This is a genomic window from Kushneria konosiri (assembly GCF_002155145.1).
In the GTDB taxonomy this organism is placed as follows: domain Bacteria; phylum Pseudomonadota; class Gammaproteobacteria; order Pseudomonadales; family Halomonadaceae; genus Kushneria; species Kushneria konosiri.
This window is the reverse complement of the sequence record NZ_CP021323.1, coordinates 2,065,324-2,085,593: the sequence shown is the minus strand read 5'-3', so window position 1 is coordinate 2,085,593 and position 20,270 is coordinate 2,065,324. Positions and strand designations below refer to the sequence as shown.

General features: G+C 60.1%; 18 protein-coding genes and 1 tRNA gene. 4 read left to right on the top strand and 15 right to left on the bottom strand.

Translation table 11 applies throughout. The annotated features are described in order from the left end of the window. Positions 1 to 41: 41 nt before the first annotated feature. From B9G99_RS09600 to rplU, 12 genes are all read right to left on the bottom strand, one after another. A complete protein-coding gene (locus B9G99_RS09600) occupies positions 42 to 515 on the bottom strand; it encodes a sterol desaturase family protein (protein WP_086621961.1) in 474 nt (157 codons plus the stop codon). Between the two features lie 27 nt (positions 516 to 542). Further along, positions 543 to 1,496 (bottom strand): 4-hydroxy-3-methylbut-2-enyl diphosphate reductase, encoded by a 954-nt coding sequence (gene ispH, locus B9G99_RS09595; RefSeq protein WP_086621959.1) that lies wholly within the window; start codon positions 1,494 to 1,496, stop codon positions 543 to 545. Between the two features lie 97 nt (positions 1,497 to 1,593). Continuing rightward, complete coding sequence (gene fkpB, locus B9G99_RS09590) at positions 1,594 to 2,079, bottom strand: FKBP-type peptidyl-prolyl cis-trans isomerase (RefSeq protein ID WP_086621956.1); 486 nt, start codon at positions 2,077 to 2,079, stop codon at positions 1,594 to 1,596. After that, positions 2,069 to 2,596 (bottom strand): signal peptidase II, encoded by a 528-nt coding sequence (lspA, locus tag B9G99_RS09585; RefSeq protein WP_086621954.1) that lies wholly within the window; start codon positions 2,594 to 2,596, stop codon positions 2,069 to 2,071. Before lspA ends, fkpB begins: the two co-directional genes overlap by 11 nt. Beyond that, positions 2,589 to 5,423, bottom strand: coding sequence for an isoleucine--tRNA ligase (gene ileS / locus B9G99_RS09580; RefSeq protein ID WP_086621952.1), 2,835 nt, complete (start codon positions 5,421 to 5,423; stop codon positions 2,589 to 2,591). Before ileS ends, lspA begins: the two co-directional genes overlap by 8 nt. 17 nt (positions 5,424 to 5,440) lie before the next feature. Continuing rightward, positions 5,441 to 6,502, bottom strand: coding sequence for a bifunctional riboflavin kinase/FAD synthetase (ribF, locus tag B9G99_RS09575; RefSeq protein WP_086621951.1), 1,062 nt, complete (start codon positions 6,500 to 6,502; stop codon positions 5,441 to 5,443). Positions 6,503 to 6,566: 64 nt separating this feature from the next. Next, positions 6,567 to 8,081, bottom strand: coding sequence for a murein biosynthesis integral membrane protein MurJ (gene murJ / locus B9G99_RS09570; protein ID WP_086623406.1), 1,515 nt, complete (start codon positions 8,079 to 8,081; stop codon positions 6,567 to 6,569). Positions 8,082 to 8,270: 189 nt separating this feature from the next. Further along, a complete protein-coding gene (gene rpsT / locus B9G99_RS09565) occupies positions 8,271 to 8,537 on the bottom strand; it encodes a 30S ribosomal protein S20 (protein ID WP_086621949.1) in 267 nt (88 codons plus the stop codon). 117 nt (positions 8,538 to 8,654) lie between these two features. Continuing rightward, positions 8,655 to 9,800 (bottom strand): glutamate 5-kinase, encoded by a 1,146-nt coding sequence (gene proB / locus B9G99_RS09560; RefSeq protein WP_174678780.1) that lies wholly within the window; start codon positions 9,798 to 9,800, stop codon positions 8,655 to 8,657. 37 nt (positions 9,801 to 9,837) lie between these two features. Then, complete coding sequence (gene cgtA / locus B9G99_RS09555; protein ID WP_086621946.1) at positions 9,838 to 11,040, bottom strand: Obg family GTPase CgtA; 1,203 nt, start codon at positions 11,038 to 11,040, stop codon at positions 9,838 to 9,840. Between the two features lie 194 nt (positions 11,041 to 11,234). Beyond that, positions 11,235 to 11,492, bottom strand: a complete 258-nt coding sequence (gene rpmA / locus B9G99_RS09550) for a 50S ribosomal protein L27 (RefSeq protein WP_086621944.1) — start codon at positions 11,490 to 11,492, stop codon at positions 11,235 to 11,237. Positions 11,493 to 11,524: 32 nt separating this feature from the next. After that, entirely contained in the window at positions 11,525 to 11,833 is a 309-nt protein-coding gene (rplU, locus tag B9G99_RS09545; RefSeq protein ID WP_086621941.1) for a 50S ribosomal protein L21, read from the bottom strand. Between the two features lie 374 nt (positions 11,834 to 12,207). On the opposite strand from rplU, the gene ispB reads away from it, so the two are divergent. The 3 genes from ispB to B9G99_RS09530 all read left to right on the top strand — a co-directional run bounded on the left by ispB (position 12,208) and on the right by B9G99_RS09530 (position 14,313). Next, complete coding sequence (ispB, locus tag B9G99_RS09540; RefSeq protein ID WP_227875772.1) at positions 12,208 to 13,146, top strand: octaprenyl diphosphate synthase; 939 nt, start codon at positions 12,208 to 12,210, stop codon at positions 13,144 to 13,146. 65 nt (positions 13,147 to 13,211) lie between these two features. Further along, positions 13,212 to 13,288 (top strand) — tRNA-Pro (locus B9G99_RS09535). A gap of 146 nt (positions 13,289 to 13,434) precedes the next feature. Beyond that, on the top strand, positions 13,435 to 14,313 hold the full coding sequence (locus B9G99_RS09530) for an MBL fold metallo-hydrolase (protein ID WP_158521482.1): 879 nt from the start codon (positions 13,435 to 13,437) through the stop codon (positions 14,311 to 14,313). Between the two features lie 45 nt (positions 14,314 to 14,358). Here B9G99_RS09530 and B9G99_RS09525 read toward each other — a convergent pair whose 3' ends face one another. Together B9G99_RS09525 and B9G99_RS09520 are read right to left on the bottom strand one after the other, a co-directional pair. After that, complete coding sequence (locus B9G99_RS09525; protein WP_086621936.1) at positions 14,359 to 14,901, bottom strand: GAF domain-containing protein; 543 nt, start codon at positions 14,899 to 14,901, stop codon at positions 14,359 to 14,361. 137 nt (positions 14,902 to 15,038) lie between these two features. Further along, entirely contained in the window at positions 15,039 to 15,908 is an 870-nt protein-coding gene (locus B9G99_RS09520) for a D-amino-acid transaminase (RefSeq protein ID WP_086623405.1), read from the bottom strand. 279 nt (positions 15,909 to 16,187) lie between these two features. Between B9G99_RS09520 and trhO the strand changes: the two genes are divergently transcribed. Next, a complete protein-coding gene (trhO, locus tag B9G99_RS09510; protein WP_086621932.1) occupies positions 16,188 to 17,147 on the top strand; it encodes an oxygen-dependent tRNA uridine(34) hydroxylase TrhO in 960 nt (319 codons plus the stop codon). A gap of 48 nt (positions 17,148 to 17,195) precedes the next feature. Here the strand turns inward: trhO and glnE are convergent, their stop codons facing one another. After that, entirely contained in the window at positions 17,196 to 20,138 is a 2,943-nt protein-coding gene (gene glnE, locus B9G99_RS09505; RefSeq protein WP_086621930.1) for a bifunctional [glutamate--ammonia ligase]-adenylyl-L-tyrosine phosphorylase/[glutamate--ammonia-ligase] adenylyltransferase, read from the bottom strand. Positions 20,139 to 20,270 lie beyond the last annotated feature (132 nt).

The following is a 20,270-nucleotide window of genomic DNA, read 5'->3' as shown; positions in this document are numbered from 1 at the left end:
GATATCGACTACCCCGGGATCAGGGCAGAAAGGCAGGACCGTCAGAACCGGCGACGTTCGGCCAGTTCACGCTTCAAACGATTGATGGGACGGACGACCAGAAACCCAAAGGAAACAGCGCCTTCTCTTGTTTCTACCGCATGATGCATGCGATGAGCCTGAATGCGCCTTTTCCAGAAGCGCTGCTGGCGATTGAACGGCACCGGAAAGCGCCGATGCACCAGCCCGTCATGAAACATGAAATAGACCAGTCCATAGGCCGCAATACCCAGACCCAGGGCCAGCTGGAAGGCATGACCATTGAGCCCGTTATAAATCAGTACCACCGAAGGCAATGCAAAAATGACCGCAAACAGATCATTGAGCTCGAAAAGCCCATGACGCTCATTGTGATGCGAGCGATGCCAGCACCACAAAAAGCCGTGCATGATATAGCGATGCGTAAACCAGGCCACGAACTCCATGCCGGCAAACGCCAGCAGAAACAGCATCACCCAGATCAGCACATCTCCCATACCGGGCCTCCCGAAGCTTGTTGACCGTTAAACGCTCGCGATGACTTTCTCGCGCAGCTCCTTCGGCATGGAGAAGGTAATGGTTTCTTCGCGTCCGGCAAGCTCTTCGGGCTCCTGACCGCCCAGCGCCTTGAGACGATCGATCACCCCTCTGACCAGCACTTCGGGGGCACTGGCACCCGCCGTTACACCGACGATCTGACAGTTTTCAAACCATTCGCCCTGCATGGCCTCGGCATTGTCGATCAGCCATGCCGGTGTCCCCATACGCTCGGCCAGCTCGGCGAGACGATTGGAGTTGGAACTGTTGGCACTACCGACCACCAGCAGTACGTCACACTGTTCTGCCAGCTCGCGCACGGCATCCTGACGATTTTGCGTGGCGTAGCAGATATCGTCCTTGCGCGGCCCCTGAATGGCCGGAAAGGTCTCGCGCAAGGCGTCGATGACCTTCGAGGTATCATCCATCGACAGCGTGGTCTGGGTCACAAAGGACAGGTTTTCGGGGTCATTGACCTTCAGCGCCCGGGCATCGGCTTCGTCTTCGACCAGATAGATGGCGCCGCCATGGCTTTCGTCATAACGACCCATGGTACCTTCGACCTCCGGATGCCCGGCATGGCCGATCAGGATGCATTCACGCCCACGTCTGGCGTAGCGCAACACTTCCATATGGACCTTGGTCACCAGCGGGCAGGTGGCATCAAAGATGCGCAGACCACGGCGCTCGGCTTCCTGCTGTACGGCGCGCGAAACGCCATGGGCCGAGAAAATGACGATGTTGTCATCGGGGATGTCGTCGAGCTCCTCGACGAAAATGGCGCCGCGCTCGCGCAGGGTATCTACCACGTAGCGGTTGTGAACCACTTCGTGACGAACATAGATCGGCGCGCCAAACACATCCAGCGCCCGGTTGACGATATCGATGGCGCGATCGACGCCTGCACAAAAACCACGTGGATTGGCCAGCCTGATCTGCATGGGCCACCTCGCTATTGAATAATGGTGTCAGTGTCGCACATCAGGCCCCTGATGGGCGAACGGCGACGGGATCGGTCGACCCCGTCATGAAGTGAGGTCAATGAGTTCTGGCGGGTCTGATGTCGAGCACTTCGACCTCAAAGCTCAGGGTGCGTCCGGCCAGCGGATGGTTGAAATCCACTTCGACCTGGCGCTCATCCACCGACTTGATGACCCCGGGCAACTCCCCCCCACCGGTGGGGTCGGCAAAGGACATGACCACGCCCTCCTCCAGTGACGATTGATCTTCGAAATCGGTGCGTTTGAGCATCTGCACATTCTGGGGATTCCAGGGGCCGAAGGCATGTTCCGGCGCCACGTCGACCATGCGGGTTTCCCCCACCCGCATGCCCCGAATCGGCTTTTCAAACCCCGGCGGCAGATTGCCGTCACCGAAGACAAATTCAGCCTGGCGTTTGCCACGGGTAGTGTCCACTTCGGTGCCATCTTCCAGACGCAGGGTAAAATGGATGGCGATTGTCATGTTGTCATCGGCCACCAGCGCTGTATCGCTGCCGCCATGGCCGACAGAGTTATCCTTCATGATGACGCTCCGATGATGAAGTGTCGCTTTTCTCACGCTTGAAAGAGGCGATGATAATGCCCACCGCCCCCAGCGTGATGGCCGTATCGGCCAGATTGAAGGCCGGGTAGTACCAGCCCTGCCAGTGAAAGGATAGAAAATCTATCACGTAGCCGTGCACCAGCCGATCAAACAGATTGCCGATGGCCCCGCCGATGATCAGCGAAATCGACACCTGATTGAGCCGGTCATGGCGCTCGAGACGAGCCAGCCAGATGCTCAGCGCAATGACGGCACCGATAGCGATCAGGGCAAACAGCCAGCGCTGCCAGCCCGCATGCTCGGACAGAAAGCTGAAGGCAGCCCCGGTATTGTGCAAAAGCGTCAGATTGAAAAAGGGCAGCACTTCAACCGGTCGGCCGTAGGCAAGCGACATGCTTGCCCACGCCTTGGCGCCCAGATCCAGCACGATGACGGCCAGCGACAGCCACCACCAGCGCAGCGTATAGCGCGCATGTGCGTATTGCCCCTTAGGCATGATGACGCACCTCACCGGGGCCGCCCGGCAGGTTGGCAATCGAGCGGGCCGACAGCGTCGGATGTTCCGGATGAGTGCCTACGTCGGCGCGACGCTCCCAGCTGCGCTCGTCCTTGTCGAACTCGCTCAGGCGGATGGCCACCTTCAGACCGTCAAGCTCGGTCGTTCGAGCATCGCTGCCCTCACTCAGCGGCGCGAGTGTCGCCTCGGAGGTGATCAGCACAAAGCGCAACTCATCTTCGAAGCGCGACAGCAACGCATGGAGCTCATCATCCACATACAGGGTGACTTCACTGTCCAGCGCGCCCTTGATGATGCCCTCGTTACGGGCATCCTCGAGCTGCTTGTTGACTGCCTGCTTGACTTCAATGACACGATCCCAAAAGGCACGTCCCATGGCGGCGTCTTCCGGCAGCGTGACCAAACCTTCGTAATAAGTCTCCAGCAGTACGCTGTCGCCGTGCTCACCCGGAATATGCTCAAAGATCTCCTCGGCCGTGAAGGAGAGAATCGGCGCAATCCAGCGCGACAGCGCCTCGATCACGTGATACAGCGCACTCTGACAGCTGCGACGCGCCAGTGAATCGGGCTGGGTGGTGTACTGACGATCCTTGATGATGTCGAGATAGAAACCGCCCAGATCGCGGGCGCAGAAGTCGTGCACCTGCTGATAGACATCGCGGAAGCGATACTCATCGAACGCCTTTTCAATACGTGTCTGAAGCAGCGCAGCGCGATCGATGACCCAGCGGTCCAGCGCGATCATGTCGTCAAACGCCACCATGTCGCGCGCCGGATCAAAGCCATTGAGATTGCTCAGCAGAAAGCGAGAGGTATTGCGGATGCGACGGTAGACGTCGGCGGTACGCTTGAGGATCTCGTCAGACACCGCCATCTCGCCTGAATAGTCGGTCGAGGCGACCCACAGGCGCAGAATATCGGCACCCAGCTTGTCCATGACCGCCTGCGGCGCGACCACGTTACCCAGCGACTTCGACTGCTTGCGCCCCTGCGCGTCTACCGTGAAACCATGGGTCAGAAGCTGACGATACGGCGCATGGCCGTCGATGGCGGCACCGGTCAGAAGCGAGGAGTGGAACCAGCCGCGGTGCTGATCCGACCCTTCCAGATAGAGATCGGCCAGCGGGCCGTTATCATGGCCCTGAGGATGTGAGCCGCGCAGCACGTGGCGATGGGTGGTGCCGGAGTCAAACCAGACGTCCAGCGTATCCATCACCTTGTCATAATCACTGGCCTCAGAGCCCAGCAGTTCGCTGGCATCAAGTCGGAACCAGGCATCGATGCCTTCTTTCTCGACCCGCAGGGCCACGTCTTCCATGAGTTCAACGGTACGAGGATGCAGCTCTCCGGTCTGCTTATGCAGGAAAAACGGAATCGGCACGCCCCAGTTCCGCTGACGCGAGATGCACCAGTCGGGGCGATTGGCGATCATGCTGTGCAGACGCGCCTTGCCCCAGCCCGGCGTAAACCGGGTGGCCTCGATACCTTCCAAGGCCCGCTCACGAAGCGTTTTGCCATCCTGCCCCGCGATATCCATCCCCACGAACCACTGCGCGGTGGCGCGATAGATCACGGGGGACTTGTGGCGCCAGCAGTGCATATAGCTGTGGGTGATGGGCTTATGCGCCATCAGCGCGCCCACTTCTTCAAGCTTTTCGATGATGCTGGGGTTGGCCTTCCAGATCATCTGGCCGCCGAAGTACGGCAGGTCATCGACGTAAACCCCGTTGCCCTGCACCGGGTTGAGCATCTCGTCAAAGCTCATGCCGTGGGCGCGGCAGGTATTGAAGTCGTCTACCCCGTAGGACGGTGCCGAATGCACGATACCGGTGCTGCCCACCTCACTTTCGACATAGTCGGCCAGATAAACCGGCGACAGGCGGTCATAAAAGGGGTGACGAAAGTTGATCAGATCCAGCGCGCTGCCCGTGGTCGTGGCAATCACCTCACCGCTCAGCCCAAAACGCTCCAGAGAGCTCTCGACCAGCTCTTCGGCCAGAAGCAGCAGACGTTCACCGGTATCGACCAGCGCATAGGTGAAATCCGGGTGCACGTTGAGGGCCTGGTTGGCGGGAATGGTCCAAGGCGTGGTGGTCCAGATCACCGCTGCGGCAGGCTTTGGCAGCGTCTCCAGCCCGAAGGCTTGCGCCAGTTTGTCAGCATCCTCCAACGGGAAGGCCACATCGATGGCGTCGGACTGCTTGTCCTGATATTCCACCTCGGCTTCGGCCAGCGCCGAACCACAGTCAAAACACCAGTTGACCGGCTTGAGTCCCTTGAAGACAAACCCCGCCCTGACCATGTCGGCCAGCGCGCGAATCTCGCCGGCCTCGTTGACGTAATCCATGGTGCGATAGGGATGTGCCCAGTCGCCGATCACGCCCAGTCGAACGAAATCGGTCAGCTGGGTTTCAATCTGGGCGCTCGCATATTCGCGACACAGCGCACGCGCCTTTTCAGGCTCCAGATGCTTGCCATGGGTCGTTTCGACCTTGTGCTCGATCGGCAGGCCATGACAGTCCCAGCCCGGCACGTAAGGGGCATCAAAGCCTGCCAGGTTCTTCGACTTGACGATGATGTCCTTGAGAATCTTGTTGAGCGCGTGACCGATATGGATGCTGCCGTTGGCATAGGGAGGGCCATCATGCAGCACGAACAGGGGGGCACCGGCGCGTGCCTCACGCAGGCGCTGGTAGAGATTCATATCCTGCCACTGCGAAACCCGACCCGGCTCCTGTTTGGGCAGCATGCCGCGCATGGGAAAATCGGTATGGGGCAGATTCAACGTATGCTTGTAGTCGCTCATAACCTGATGGTCAGCCGTCACTGTTCATGTTTGCTGCGTTCCGCCGCCAGTGGCGCCGAGGCCATGGGGTAGCGACAGGAAGGCAATGATGCATCCACCCCTTCTGCGTCGAGCGTAGCGCCCGAAACGTCAGAAGCGTGCTGCCGGAAAGCGTGTTGCTTGAAATAGTCGCGCGCCTGATCAATATCGAGATGAATACGGAGCTTGAGTTCATCGATGGACGCGAAGGTCTCTTCCCCACGCAGTCTCGCGCACGGCATGACGATCAAACGCTGTCCATACAGGGGTTCATCAAAATCAAAAAGGTGCACTTCAAGAACCGGCCGATGCGTTCCGACCGTGGGTCGCCAGCCGATGTTGAGCACACCTGGCACCTCACGACCATCTTCAAGCCGGGTCACTGCAGCCATGACGCCGCGTAATACCAGCGGCCCCGGCAGCATGGGCAGGTTGGCCGTAGGAACACCAATGGTACGCCCAAGCTGACGATCCTTCACCACACGGCCTTCTAGGCTAAAGGGGCGCCCCAGAAGCTGCTCGGCCTGTTCGAAGTTGCCCGACGCCAGTAGGGTCCGCACGCGTGTACTGGATACTCGCTCACCGCCGATCTGAAAGGTGCGCGTGTGTTCGACCGAAAAGCCGGCCTGCTTGCCAAGTGTCCTGAGCAGATCAAAGTCACCGGCACGGTCGCAGCCAAAGCGAAAATCGTCCCCCACCACCAGATGGCGAATGCCCAGCCCCTGAATCAGGACGCGGTCGACAAACTCACGCGCGGACAGTTCGCGCAGCCGACGATTAAAGGGCAGGCACAGCACCCGATCAGCGCCATGCTGACCCAGCAGGCGAACCTTGTCGCTCAGCCGGGTGAGTCTAGGCGGCGCCTGATCACCGGAGAAATACTCCCGCGGCTGTGGCTCGAACACCACGACCACGGCCGGCAGATCATGCGCCCGGGCATGTGTCTTCAACTGATCCAGAATGGCCCGATGACCAAGATGGACCCCATCGAAATTGCCGATGGTGACAACACTGCCCCGGTGCCGGGGGCGTAGATTATGTAACCCTCTGATCAGTTCCATGCCCACTGCTGCCCGCCGTGATAAACCTTCGATTATAGCGCTGTCCGCGCCAAACGCACAGGCATCAGCCACGCAGTTTGAAATGACGAAGGCGCACACCGGCAATTCCAAGCCAGGCAAAGTAAACCGCCATGGCCGCGAAAATCAGCCCCATCAATACCGCAAGACGCTGCTCGATGCCCCATGACAGCCACTGTTGCCAATCGGGTGTAAACCACCAGAGCCCACCGGCCAGCAGTGCACAGCCGACCAGAAGCTGCAGCGCAAAGCGTCCCCAGCCGGGCTGAAAATGCAGCACATCGCGCCGCAGGAGGCCACGCCCCAGCAGCATGGCGTTGAGCCAGGCCGACAATGCCGTGGCCAACGCCAGTCCCGCATGCGCCAGTGGCCACATCAGGATCAGGTTGAAGGCCATGTTGGCAATCATCGCAATGATGCCGATCTTGACCGGCGTTTTGGTATCCTGACGCGCGTAATAGCCGGGCGCCAGCACCTTGATCAGCATGAAGGCGACAAGCCCCAGCGCGTAGGCCCGCAGACTGCGCGAGGACATCACGATATCGTGATCAGTCATTGCGCCATAGTGAAATAGCGTGATCAGCAGCGGCTCGGCCAGCACGATCAGCGCCAGCGCTGCCGGGAGCCCGATCAGCAGCACGGCACGAATGCCCCAGTCGATCATGCGGGCAAAATGCGTCGGGTCATCGCTGGCATGCCGCCGCGACAGGGCGGGCAGAATCACGGTACCGATGGCGATACCAAAGACACCCAGCGGCAGTTCGACCAGGCGATCAGAGTAGTAAAGCCAGGAGACACTGCCGCCTACCAATACCGACGCCAGCACGGTATCCAGCAGCAGGTTGATCTGGGAGACCGACACACCAAACATGGCCGGTCCCATCAGACGCAGGATGCGGCGCACGCCGGTATGGCGAAAGTTGGGCTTCAATCGCGGCAAAAGCCCCAGCCGCATCAAAAACGGGATCTGAAAAAGCAGCTGGGCGATACCTGCAATCAATACCCCCCAGGCCAGTGCCATGACTGGGACATCCAGCAGCGGCGCCAGCCACAGCGCCGCCCCGATCATCGACAGATTCAAAAGCACCGGCGTAAAGGCCGGCACGGCAAAGCGACCGTAGCTGTTGAGCACGCTACCCGAGAAGGCCGTCAGCGAGATCAGCAGCAGATAGGGAAAGGTCAGGCGCAGCATCTCTGCGGTCAGCGCCAGTTTGCCATGACCATCATCATGGAACCCGGGTGCGAAAACCCAGACCAGCCAGGGCGAGCAGAGTACGGCCAGCACCGTAATGCCCAGCAGGATCACTGCCAGCGTTCCAGCGGTGGCATCCAGCAGTTCGCGTACTTCCTTGCGCTCACGCTGGGAGGCATATTCCGACAGCACTGGTACGAAGGCCTGGTTAAAAGCCCCTTCTGCAAACAGACGGCGCAGAAAGTTGGGAATCCTGAACGCAATGAAAAAGGCATCGGCACCGCTGCCGGCGCCAAAAAGCGTCGCTACCACCACATCGCGCGCCAATCCCAGCACCCGTGACAGCATGGTCATGACGCCCACCACCATGCCCGAACGCAGCAGTCCGGCGCCCTTTGCGCCGCTCACTTCAGCACTCACGAAATATGTTCTCCCCACCTGGAAAGGGCCACATGATGATCGCTGTCATTCATCGCAGCGTTGCCCAAATACGCAAAAAACCGGCCGAAGCCGGTTTTTTGCAGGTACTGCTGTCTACAACAGGGCGTTTCCCTGTTATCAGGCAGCCAGTGCCTTGATACGCGCGTTCAGACGGCTCTTGGTACGAGCGGCACGGTTCTTGTCGTAGGCATGCTTGTCAGCAATACGGTCGATGACGCGCTGAGCCACGCGGAACTCGGCCATGGCAGCACTGTGGTCGCCGGTGTTGATTGCCTTGAGAACACGCTTGATGTGCGTGCGCACCATGGAACGCTGGCTGGCATTTTTCTGGCGGCGGCGCTCGGACTGGACGGCGCGCTTGCGAGCCTGACGGGTATTGGCCATCGTCTACTCCCTGGAGTGTTGACGTTGATAAATTTTGATAAAAGCGCCTCTTGGGCGGGCACCTTCACAAGAGAGGCGGCATTCTAGCAGTGCCCTTACCGCAATACCAGCCCCTGATCAGGGGTCGTGGAGAATCACCATGTTGTCACGATGAATCAGTTCGGGCGCCTCGATATAGCCCAGATGCGCCACGATGTCATGGGTCGGCACCCCCAGTATTCTGCTGGTGTCCTGAGCATCGTAATTGGCCAGCCCCTTGGCGATCGGCTCACCGTCACCATCGACGCACAGCACCATGTCGCCACGGCGAAAATTACCCTCCACCGCCGTCACGCCCACCGGCAACAGACTCGAGCCGCGCTGGCGAACGCGCGCCACGGCGCCCCGATCCAGCGTCAGCGTGCCGCGCACCTGAAGCTGGCCGGCCAGCCAGCGCTTTCGCGCCGTCATTGGCGCATGCTCCGGCATCAACAGCGTACCGACCTCTTCGCCCTCCAGCAGGCGAGACAGCACCTTTGGCTGGCGCCCGCTGGCAATCAGGGTAAGGGCGCCGGAGCGCGCCGCCAGACGGGCGGCACGAATCTTGGTCGCCATGCCCCCTCGCCCCAGCTTGCCGCCGTCACCGGCCACGGCCACCCAACGCGGATCGTCGGCCTTGCCTTCGCTGATCAGCTGGGCATCGGCGTCCTTGCGTGGATCGGCGTTATAAAGGCCTTCCTGATCGGTCAGAATGATCAACGCATCGGCTTCCAGCAGATTGACCACCAGCGCACCCAGGGTGTCATTGTCGCCAAAGCGGATCTCATCGGTGACGACCGTATCGTTTTCGTTGACGATAGGCACCACACCCAGACCGATCAGGGTGCGCAGCGCCGAACGCGCATTGAGATAGCGCTTGCGATTGGAAAGGTCATCATGGGTCAGCAGAATCTGCGCGGTGCGAATGTCGAACCGGGCAAAGTTATCCTCATAGCTGCGCACCAGCCCGGTCTGCCCCACGGCGGCAGCAGCCTGAAGATCATGTAGCGCACTCGGGCGCACCTGCCACCCCAATCTGACCATGCCTTCCGCCACGGCACCGGAGGAGACCAGCACCACTTCAACGCCACGCCTGTGCAGCTCGGCAAGCTGATCCACCCAACCACCGATGGCCGCCTCATCGAGCCCGCGCCCATCGTTGGTCAGCAGCGCACTGCCAATCTTGACCACCACGCGCCGCAGTCGGGTTGTGTGACTGCGACTGCCCGCTACTGCCTGCTCCATCATCGCTCTCCAGATCCGGTATCACGCCCGGCAGGAATCAGGGCTGATATTCCACTTCGACATCGAAATCATCGTCGTCAAAGTCGTCATCGTCACTATTATCTTCATCGCGGCGCTTGCGCCCGGCCATGAACGCCATGCGCGCCTCGGTGCGGGCAACGGCCTCGGCTTCCATGCGTTCGCGTACGGCACGTGTGCGGGCGGCAAAATCCTCGTCTTCCTGTTCGAGGCGGCGCTGCTCAACCAGCCAGCGATGTACGGCCCGAACCAGCTCATCGGTCCCCTGCCCGGCAATCGCAGAGATGCGAAAGATCGGCCCTTCCCAGCTCAGTCGCTCGACGATGCGCTCAAGCATCGTTTCACGCGTATCATCATCGACCAGATCGCACTTGTTGAGCACCAGCCAGCGCGGGCTTTCAGCCAGCGTCGGAGAGTACTGCTCAAGCTCGTGAATGATCTTTTCGGCCGACTCGACCGGATCACTTTCATCAAAGGGTGCCACATCAATGACATGCAGCAGAAGGCGCGTACGGGTCAGATGCTTGAGAAAGCGAAGTCCGAGCCCGGCCCCATCGGCGGCACCCTCGATCAGCCCGGGCACATCGGCCATGACGAAGTGCTCATGCATCCCCAGCTTGACCACGCCCAGATTGGGCACCAGCGTAGTGAAAGGGTAATCCGCCACCTTGGGGCGCGCCGCCGAGACGGAGCGAATCAGCGTCGACTTGCCGGCATTGGGCATGCCCAGCAGACCAACATCGGCCATCAGCTTGAGCTCAAGACGCAGTTCGCGACGCTCGCCGTCCCCTGACGGCACACTCTGACGTGGCGTCCGATTGGTCGAGGACTTGAAATGCACATTGCCCAGTCCGCGGCGACCGCCCTGTGCCACCTTGAGCTCCTGACCCACGGCCGTGATGTCCCCGATGACTTCAAGGGTCTCGACGTCGATCACGGTCGTGCCCACCGGTACCTGCACGATCAGATCCTCACCCTTGCGGCCATTCATCTGACTGCCGCGACCGGGCTGGCCGTTGGGCGCCTTGTGAAAGCGCTGAAACTTGAAATCAATCAGCGTATTGAGCGACTCGTCACCGACCAGAATGACACTGCCGCCGTGACCGCCATCACCGCCATCCGGCCCGCCACGCGGCACGAATTTCTCGCGGCGAAAACTTACGCAGCCACTGCCACCGTTACCGGCTTCCACCGTGATCGAGGCTTCATCGACGAACTGCATGCCATTACTCCCGGCGACTCGTCGCCCTGTCTACTAAAACGATGATCAAAAAACAAAGGACTTCGTATCGATCCATCTCATGGCGTTCATATTACGCCTGGCGGGATACGAGCGCCCATGGGTCTGTCATGCCGACGAACCCACATGATAAAAAAAAGCCCCGCCTGAGCGGGGCTTTTGAGCAGTCAGCGGTCTCAGGCGGAGACGATGCTGACGTGCTTGCGCTTTTTCGGACCCTTGGTCTCGAACTTCACCTGACCGTCGCGAAGCGCGAACAGAGTGAAGTCACGACCGACGCCGACGCCTTCACCGGCGTGGAAACGAGTGCCACGCTGGCGAACGATGATGCTGCCGGCAGAGGCTTCCTGACCACCGAAGAGCTTGACGCCGAGACGTTTGGACTCGGAATCGCGACCGTTACGAGTACTACCTGCGGCCTTCTTGTGAGCCATGAGTATGACCTCCTGAAAATGCGGAAAAACGCTTACGCAGTAATCCCGGTGATTTTGACTTCAGTGTACCACTGACGGTGGCCCTGACGCTTCATGCTGTGCTTGCGGCGACGGAACTTGAGGATATGAACCTTCTCGCCGCGGCCGTGAGAGACGACCTCTGCCTTGACAACAGCGCCCGACACCAGCGGTGCACCGATCTTGACGTCGTCACCGCCGACCATCAGCACCTGATCGAAATCGATGCTGTCACCAGTGGCCGCATCCAGCTTTTCCAGCTTGATGCGCTGGCCTTCCTGAACGCGATACTGCTTGCCGCCGCTCTTGATTACTGCGTACATGGAATTCTCCAATTGACTCATCCGGTTGGCTGCTTCATCGACCTGTGGCAAGTGGACCCGAATCTGCGTAAAACGAGGATTACGAGCCATCTTACAGGGAGCACGATGAGTTAAGGGCGCGAATTATAACCGCCCGCGCGAGGCAACTCAAGGCCCGCCACGATGCATCTTGACGCCCATGAAGGGGTTACCTAGCATACCGGGCATCCATGTCGCTTCGACGCCCAAAGGGCCTTCGAGAAGACTGCCCGGCAAACCCAAGCCCCCTGTTGTCCTGCCGGCCCGGGCCAATGCCTGCAGGGAATAGAAGCCCGAGGTTCACTGTGAACAGCCAAGTCGTTTCACCCAGCGTTTCCAGGACCCATGAACCCGTCATGGAAGACTTTGCAGCTGTTGACCGCACCATTCGCGCGCAGCTTGCCTCCCATGTCCCCCTGATCGAAACGATCGGCAACTACATCATCGAAAGCGGTGGCAAGCGCGTTCGCCCATTGCTGGCCCTTCTATCGGCCAGAGCACTGGGATATGAAGGTCAACAGCACATTACGCTGGCCGCCCTGATCGAGTTCATGCACACCTCGACACTCCTGCACGACGATGTCGTGGATGAGTCCCATATGCGTCGCGGCCGCGCTACGGCCAACGACACCTGGGGCAATGCCCCGTCGGTGCTGGTGGGTGATTTTCTCTATTCACGCTCGTTTGAAATGATGGTCGAGGTGGGCTCCATGCCCATCATGGCGGTACTTTCCAACGCGACCTCCATCATCGCGGAAGGCGAAGTCCTGCAGCTGACCAATATCGGCAACGCCGACATCGATGAATCTGCCTACTTTGATACCATTCAGGGCAAGACAGCGATGCTGTTCGAGGCGGCCTCCCATACCGGCGCTCTGGTCGCTGGCGGCAGCGAAGCGCAGATCGAGGCCCTCAAGCTCTATGGTCGCTATCTGGGACTGGCATTTCAGCTCATCGACGATCTGCTGGACTATCAGGGCGATGCCAGCGAAATGGGCAAGAACGTGGGTGATGACCTGGCCGAGGGCAAGCCGACACTGCCCCTGATTCGTGCCATGGCCGTGGGCAGCCCGGCACAGGCCAACGTGGTTCGTCGTGCCATCAGCGAAGGCGGACTGTCCTATCTGGACGAAGTGCTGGCCATTGTGCGTGATACCGGTGCGCTGGAATACACACGAGCGCGTGCTCACGAGATGGTGGATCGCGCGCTCGAGCAGCTCGCAACGCTGCCACCGTCACCCTATCGCGAAAGTCTGGAACTGCTGGTGCGCCAGGCCGTGGATCGCCACTCCTGACGCAAGGCTTGCATTACGTGAAATGCGCAGTATAATGCGCACCGTCATGACGAGCTCATGACCTTCGGAATATAGCTCAGCTTGGTAGAGCGCTGCCTTCGGGAGGCAGAGGTCGTAGGTTCGAATCCTGCTATTCCGACCAGTTTCCAAAGCGCCTGTCTTCATCGACAGGCGCTTTTTTTATGTCCGCCCTTCCCCCTGATCGAATCGGGCTTATACGTCATCCGGCTGGCGATCCTGCTGCAAAACGCTATGCTGCCCCCATCGACATTCAAGACCGGAGGCCCCGTGAGCGATAGCCTGTTTCCCGATCAGCAGCCTGCCAATGTTCATCATCTACGCGTCGGCGAGATCGTCGTCACTACCCTGATGGATGCCTATATGCAGGGATCACTGGAGCTGATCCAGCACGTTGATGCCTCGCGCGCCGAAGCGCTTCAGGCCCAGAGTCTGCGACCCAACCCGCCTCGCATCACGCTCAATGCCTATCTGCTGCACATTGGCGATCAGCGCGTGCTGGTGGATACCGGTTATGGCGCGCTGGCCAGTGGCGAAGGGGCTCGCCTGTCACAGGGCCTGAGCGATATCGGCATCCTGCCTGATGCCATCGATGTCATCCTGATCACACACCTGCACCCGGACCATATTGGTGGTCTGATCACCGCCAGCGATCAGCCGGCGTTTGCCAATGCCCGCATTCTGGTGCCGGGGGAGGAACTGGACTTCTGGCAGCAGCCAGCGCCCGATGATGCTTCGGACATGTTCGCCCAGCAATTCGACGTGGCGCATCGTGTGCTCGAGATCAATCGCGACCGTATCGAGCGCCTCGATGGTGATCAGGTCATGGAGGGTGTGACCCGCGTCGCGCTGCCCGGGCATACACCGGGACACAGTGGCTACCTGATTGAATCCGGCAGTGAGCGACTGCTGTTGTGGGGGGATATCGTGCATCTGCCACAGATTCAGCTGCCAGAGCCCGGTGCCGGTGTGCTTTTTGACGTGGATGGCCAACAGGCCATGGCCACACGAAAGGACATTCTTGCGCGTGTGGTCCGGGAGAAGATCATGATCGCCGGTCACCATCTGGATTTCCCCGGCATTGGCCATATCGTGGAAGACACGCAGGGCTATCGCTTTTTGCCTCACGTCTGGTCGCCCACACTCTGATCTTGTTTGAAGCTCCGGCCCTGGCCGGAGCCTCCCTTCCTTTTATTATTCCCTTGATGTCTGTACTGAAGGGATGTCCTGCATCTCGGCATCGGCCCTGGACATTTCACGCCTGGCATAAGCTGCAAAATCGATCAGCTGTCGCCTGTCCCGATAGCTCATCTGGCGCGGCTTGCGATCGATAATACAAACAGCGCCCATCGGCTCTCGCTGCGATGCATGAATCACCGCGCCCGCATAAAACCGCAGGCCGGCCTCTCCGGTCACGAGCGGGCTGTCCTTGAAACGCTCATCCAGCGTGGCATCTTCAACCACCAGAATTTGCGGCTCCCTGATCGCCTGATCGCAAAAGGAGATCTCACGAGGCACCTCTTCAATCCCTGTCAGACCGACTTCCGACTTGAGCCAGACCTGTCTGTCGCCGACCAGCGAGATCATCGCGATCGGCACATCAAAGTGGCTCGCTATAAGGCGTGTAATGGCATCAAAGCGCTCTTCGCGCGGGGTATACAACATTCCAAGCACATTCAATGCCGCCAGTCGCTTCTTCTCCTTCTCCTCTACCCAACCTTCATCGTCTTTCGCCATTAGCGCCTCTCCTTTAGAACAGCGCCCTGCAGTGCCAGTCCCTGGCACACTCTTCTATAAAGCCAGGCTACTGTGGCACTTTTATCGACCGAAAGGCGCCTCGACTTGATCACGAAGGAAGAAGCTTAATCCATGATTCAGGCCTGTCCGGCATCCATCGCCTCAAGGCTTGCTTCGATATAAAGACGACGCAGGGCTCTGGTGATCTCTCCCGGCTGCCCTTCTCCAACAGGACGCTGATCAATGGACACCACCGGATACACCAGCGATGTGGCCGAGGTCATGAAAGCCTCCCGGGCATTTTGTGCCTCCTTGATGGTAAACCCGCGCTCCTCGACCTTCATGTCGTGCGCTTTGGCAAGCTGCATGACGGTACGGCGGGTGATGCCATGCAACAGTGAACGCGACAGCTCGCGAGTGATCAGCGTGTTGTCATGATCAACGATCCAGGCATTGCTGGAAGAGCCTTCCGTGACCAGCCCCGACTCCACCAGCCAGGCATCATCGGCGCCGCGCTTTTTGGCCTCCATCTTGGCCATGGACGGGTACAGCAACTGAACGGTCTTGATATCGCGACGTCCCCACCGCATGTCGGGCAAGGAGATCACCTTGAGCCCTCGCTCGGCCAGCGGGCTGTCGATGATGGCCTTTTGCTGGGTAAACGCCACAACCGTAGCCGGCGTCTGCGCCTCGGGGTAGGCAAAGTCACGGTCGGCCGCACCACGGGTCACCTGCAGGTACACCAGTCCTTCCTGAAGGGCATTTTTATCAATGAGCTGACGATGGATATCGCGCAGGGCATTATCGTTGAGTGAGAGATGCATGTTCAGCTCATTGAGCGAGCGATGCAGACGCGCGGCATGCCCTTCGAAATCCACCAGCCGGCCCTTGAGCACGGCTGTGACCTCATAGATACCGTCGGCAAACAGAAAGCCGCGATCAAAGACTGAAACGCTGGCTTCACTTTCGGGTACGTACCGACCGTTGACGTAGACTGTTCGTGACATGATCCCTTCCACTGTGCGTTATCCTGCGCCATCAGCGCGCATGGGTGACATTATTTATTATCAGGTCATTTGCCGCGACCCGCTGCCCCGATCATATCAGTGCCGCCAGGGCGCTGCGCGTCAGGAAAGGGGTCTGCCCGGGCGGTGATGATCTCGGACATGGTGGTGGCCGGGGGTGCAACCGGAAAAGGACAGGCGTAAAATGCGCGCCGTCGCCCGTTCGGGCGCATGACATCCCCCTGGTCCGCCCCTTGCGAGGGCGACTGCCTGGAGAACTGCATGACACCCCCTGATCTACCCGATGAGGGCCCCATTGTGGTGGCCGCCCTCTACAAGTTTGTCTCCCTGCCCGATTATGAGGCCCTTCGTGAACCGCTGCTCGAGGCCATGCGCACCAATGACGTCAAGGGCACATTATTGCTGGCCGAGGAAGGTATCAATGGCACTGTCTCCGGCACGCGGGACAGCATCGATGCCCTGCTGGGCTGGCTGAAAAACGATCCGCGACTGGCGGATCTCGAGCACAAGGAATCCCGAGCGCAGGAGCAGCCGTTTTACCGCACCAAGGTCAAATTGAAGCGCGAGATCGTGACGCTGGGCGTGGACGGCGTCGATCCCAATCGCCGGGTCGGAACCTATGTCGAACCCGAGCAGTGGAACGAACTGATCAGCGACCCGGAAGTGCTGCTGATCGACACGCGCAATGACTACGAAGTCGAGATCGGCACCTTTGAAGGCGCAGTAGACCCGAAGACCCGCTCATTTCGCGAGTTCCCCGAGTATGTGAAGGCTCATTACGACCCGGCCAGACACAAGAAGGTCGCCATGTTCTGTACCGGCGGCATTCGCTGCGAAAAGGCTTCCAGCTACATGCTGGAGCAGGGGTTTGAAGAGGTATATCACCTCAAGGGAGGCATCCTGAAATATCTGGAAACGGTGCCCAAGCAAGATTCGCGCTGGCGCGGCGACTGCTTCGTGTTCGACAACCGGGTCACCGTGCGCCACGACCTGAGCGAGGGGGATTTCGATCAGTGCCACGCCTGCCGGCGACCCATCTCGGCCCGAGACCAGCAGTCCGAGTACTATGAACCGGGCATCAGCTGCCCGCACTGCTGGGATAATCTGCCCGAAAAGACGCGCGCAGGTGCCCGTGAGCGTCAGCGCCAGATCGAACTGGCAAGGGCACGCGGAGAAGCCCATCCCATCGGGCGCAATCCGCGCACCGACCAGAACCACTAACCCGGGATCAGGCCATCGCACCGGGCCGCCCATCAGGGCGGCCTGTGGTCAGTCGCTGGCTCCCTCGACACCATCGGAAGTTGTCTCCTCGGCCTCGAGATAGCGATGCCAGAGGGCCTGCACGGCCTGGCGGTGCTCAGCGAACCCGGCCTCCGGCACCAGTGATCCGGCACGCGTCAATGCTCCTCGGTGGCTGGCATCCCGATAGGCAAGCCAGGCCTTGCGCAGCTGTTCGGCACCTTCAAACGGCAGATGTCCGGAAGACTCCAGCGTCTCCAGAATCCGCATGTTGTCGGTATAGGTCAGCAGGGCCTTTTCCCTGTGCCCCATGGCCAGCACGGCAAACTGGTTCATGAATTCGATGTCGACCATGCCACCCGGGTCCTGCTTGAGATGAAACCAGCCAGCGGTTCGTGACTGCTGACTGCTGCCCAGGTGCTGGCGCATCTTCTCTCGCATGGCGACCACTTCGCGCTTGAGCGTCGCCACGTCCGGCACCCTTGAGAGCGTCTCACGACGAATGTCTTCAAAACGTCGCGCAAGCGCCGGACTACCGGCCACGGCGCGGGCACGTACCAGTGCCTGATGCTCCCACACCCAGGCCTCGCGGTGCTGATAATCGGCAAAGGCCTCCAGCGATGACACCAGAAGCCCTGAATTGCCCGACGGCCGCAGACGCATATCCACCTCATAGAGCACGCCGGCAGGCGTCGTGGTGGTCAGCATGTGAATGATACGCTGACCCATGCGGGCATAGAAGACCGGGTTGTCGAGGCTGCGCGCGCCATTGGTACTGCCTCGCGGGTCGGCATCGTGCAAAAAGACCAGATCCAGATCGGAGCCGTAGCCCATCTCGATCCCGCCGAGCTTGCCATAACCCACGACCAGAAAATCGATATCCTCGGCGCCGGCGTAACTGCCATCGCGTCGACGAGGATAGCCGTGACGTGACGTCAGCCCTTGCCAGGCCAGTTTTACCACGGCTTCCAGTACCACTTCGGCGATCATGGTCAGATGATCGCTGACCACCATCAGCGGGCGCGCACCGGCCACATCGGCGGCCGCCACATTGAGCACACGAGCATGGCGAAACAGTCGTAACGCTTCGAGCTGGCTCTCTTCATCATTGGGTGGCAACCGTGACAGGGTCTGTCGCAACTCATCTTCCAGCTCGCCCCGCTCGGGCGGGGTATAGAGATTGCGCGGATCAAGCAGCTCATCAAGCAGTACCGGATAGCGCGCCAGCTGTTCGCTGATCCAGGCACTGGCACTGCAAAGACGCACAAACTGCGTCAGCGCATCGGGGTTTTCCTTGAGCAGGGACAGGTAAGCCGTGCGGCGCAGCACCGCCTCCACCAGCGCCAGCACCCGCTCAAGCGTAATATCCGGTGTCTCGGTGGTCGCGACATTGGATAAAAGTACCGGCATCAGCGCCTCGAGACGCTCAAAGCCGATGCGTTGCATACCGGTCACGGCACGCCCGTGACGCAGCTTGAGCAGGCGCTCGCGTGCCCGGGGCGGGTCGCGAAAGCCGGACTCGGACAACAACGCGATCGCCGCCTCATCGTCAAAGGCCTCCTGCCAGAGCGCCCGCCACTCTTCGAGCGCACCGGCCTCGATCAGCTCGTGATCCTCCTCTTCAGGCGGGGCCACGACTTCGTCAAAGCGCTCACGCACCCGGCGGCGTACCTCTCCGAGATCGGCTATCAGTCCATCCCAGTGCTCATGGCCCATGGCAAAGGCGATGCGGGCGCGTGGAAGCTCGTCCTCGGGCAGGGACTGGGTCTGACGATCCTCCAGCCCCTGCAGGGCATGTTCGAGATCGCGCAGAAAGACATAGTCAGACTGCAGGGCACGCACATCGTGACGCGACATGATTTCAAGACGCTCAAGCTCGGCCAGCGCCCGTTTGAGCGACGGCGTCTGCAGCTCGGTCACGCGCCCACCGCGAATCAGCTGAAAGGCCTGAACGACAAATTCCACCTCACGAATACCGCCGGCGCCCAGCTTGATGTCATCCTCGCGACCGCGACGCCGAACCTCGCGATTGATCAACGCCTTCATTTCCCGCAGCGATTCGATCGCTCCAAAATCAATGTACTTGCGATAGACAAAGGGCCGCAGCTCACTCAACAGACGCTGGCCGGCCTCAAGGTCGCCCGCTACCGGACGCGCCTTGAGCATGGCATAGCGCTCCCATTCGCGCCCCTGGCTCTGGTAGTAGGACAGAAGGCTTGCAAAGCTGCCAGTCAAGGGCCCGCCATCCCCAAGAGGACGAAGACGCATGTCGACGCGAAAGACAAAACCATCCGCCGTGACGGCATCCAGTGAGGCAATGACCTTCTGCCCCAGGCGGGTGAAATACTCCTGATGCTCCAGCGCACGCTCACCGCCCTGCGTCTGTCCCTTTTCGGGATAGGCAAAGATTAGATCAATATCGGAAGAGAGATTGAGCTCGCCGGCCCCGAGCTTGCCCATGCCCAGTATTACCATGCGCTGGGGTCGGCCATCGCTGTCCGGTGAGGGCTTGCCATAGCGCGTGGCCAGCGCCTTTTCATGCCAGCGAAGCGCCGCCTCCATGCAGACCTCGGCAAGCCGCGAGACAGCCGCCGCGATTGCCCAGGCATCGGCGTAGTCGTTACGGTCGCGCCAGATAATCGCCACCATGCGCTCGCGCCGAAACCGTCGCAGCACGCGCTGAAGATCCGCCTCGGTGTCGGCTCCCTCAAGCGCCCTGTCGAGCCAGCTGTCCAGGGTTTCCCGACTCGGCGCCGCGACAAGCTCCTCATGCGCCAGCAGGCGATCAAGCATGACACCATCATTGGAGAGGGCCCGGGCCACAAAATCACTGGCCGTAATGGTGGTGACCAGTTCGCGCAGGCGCTCCTCGCCCAGACGGGCCAGCAGGGCCTCATCAAATGTCTCAAGGGTACGACGTGCCTGAGACTGCAGGGCTTCAGGAAGGCCTGTCAGGGCAGCTTGCAGGGACATGGAAGGGCCTCTCTTTGATCCGTTACCTGCCAGCATAACGAAGATTGCAGTCAGAGCCATCACCCCGCATGCTTGTTATACCCACCAAAGGTATAAAATGTACTATCTCATGATCGCTGGATGCTCAAGGAG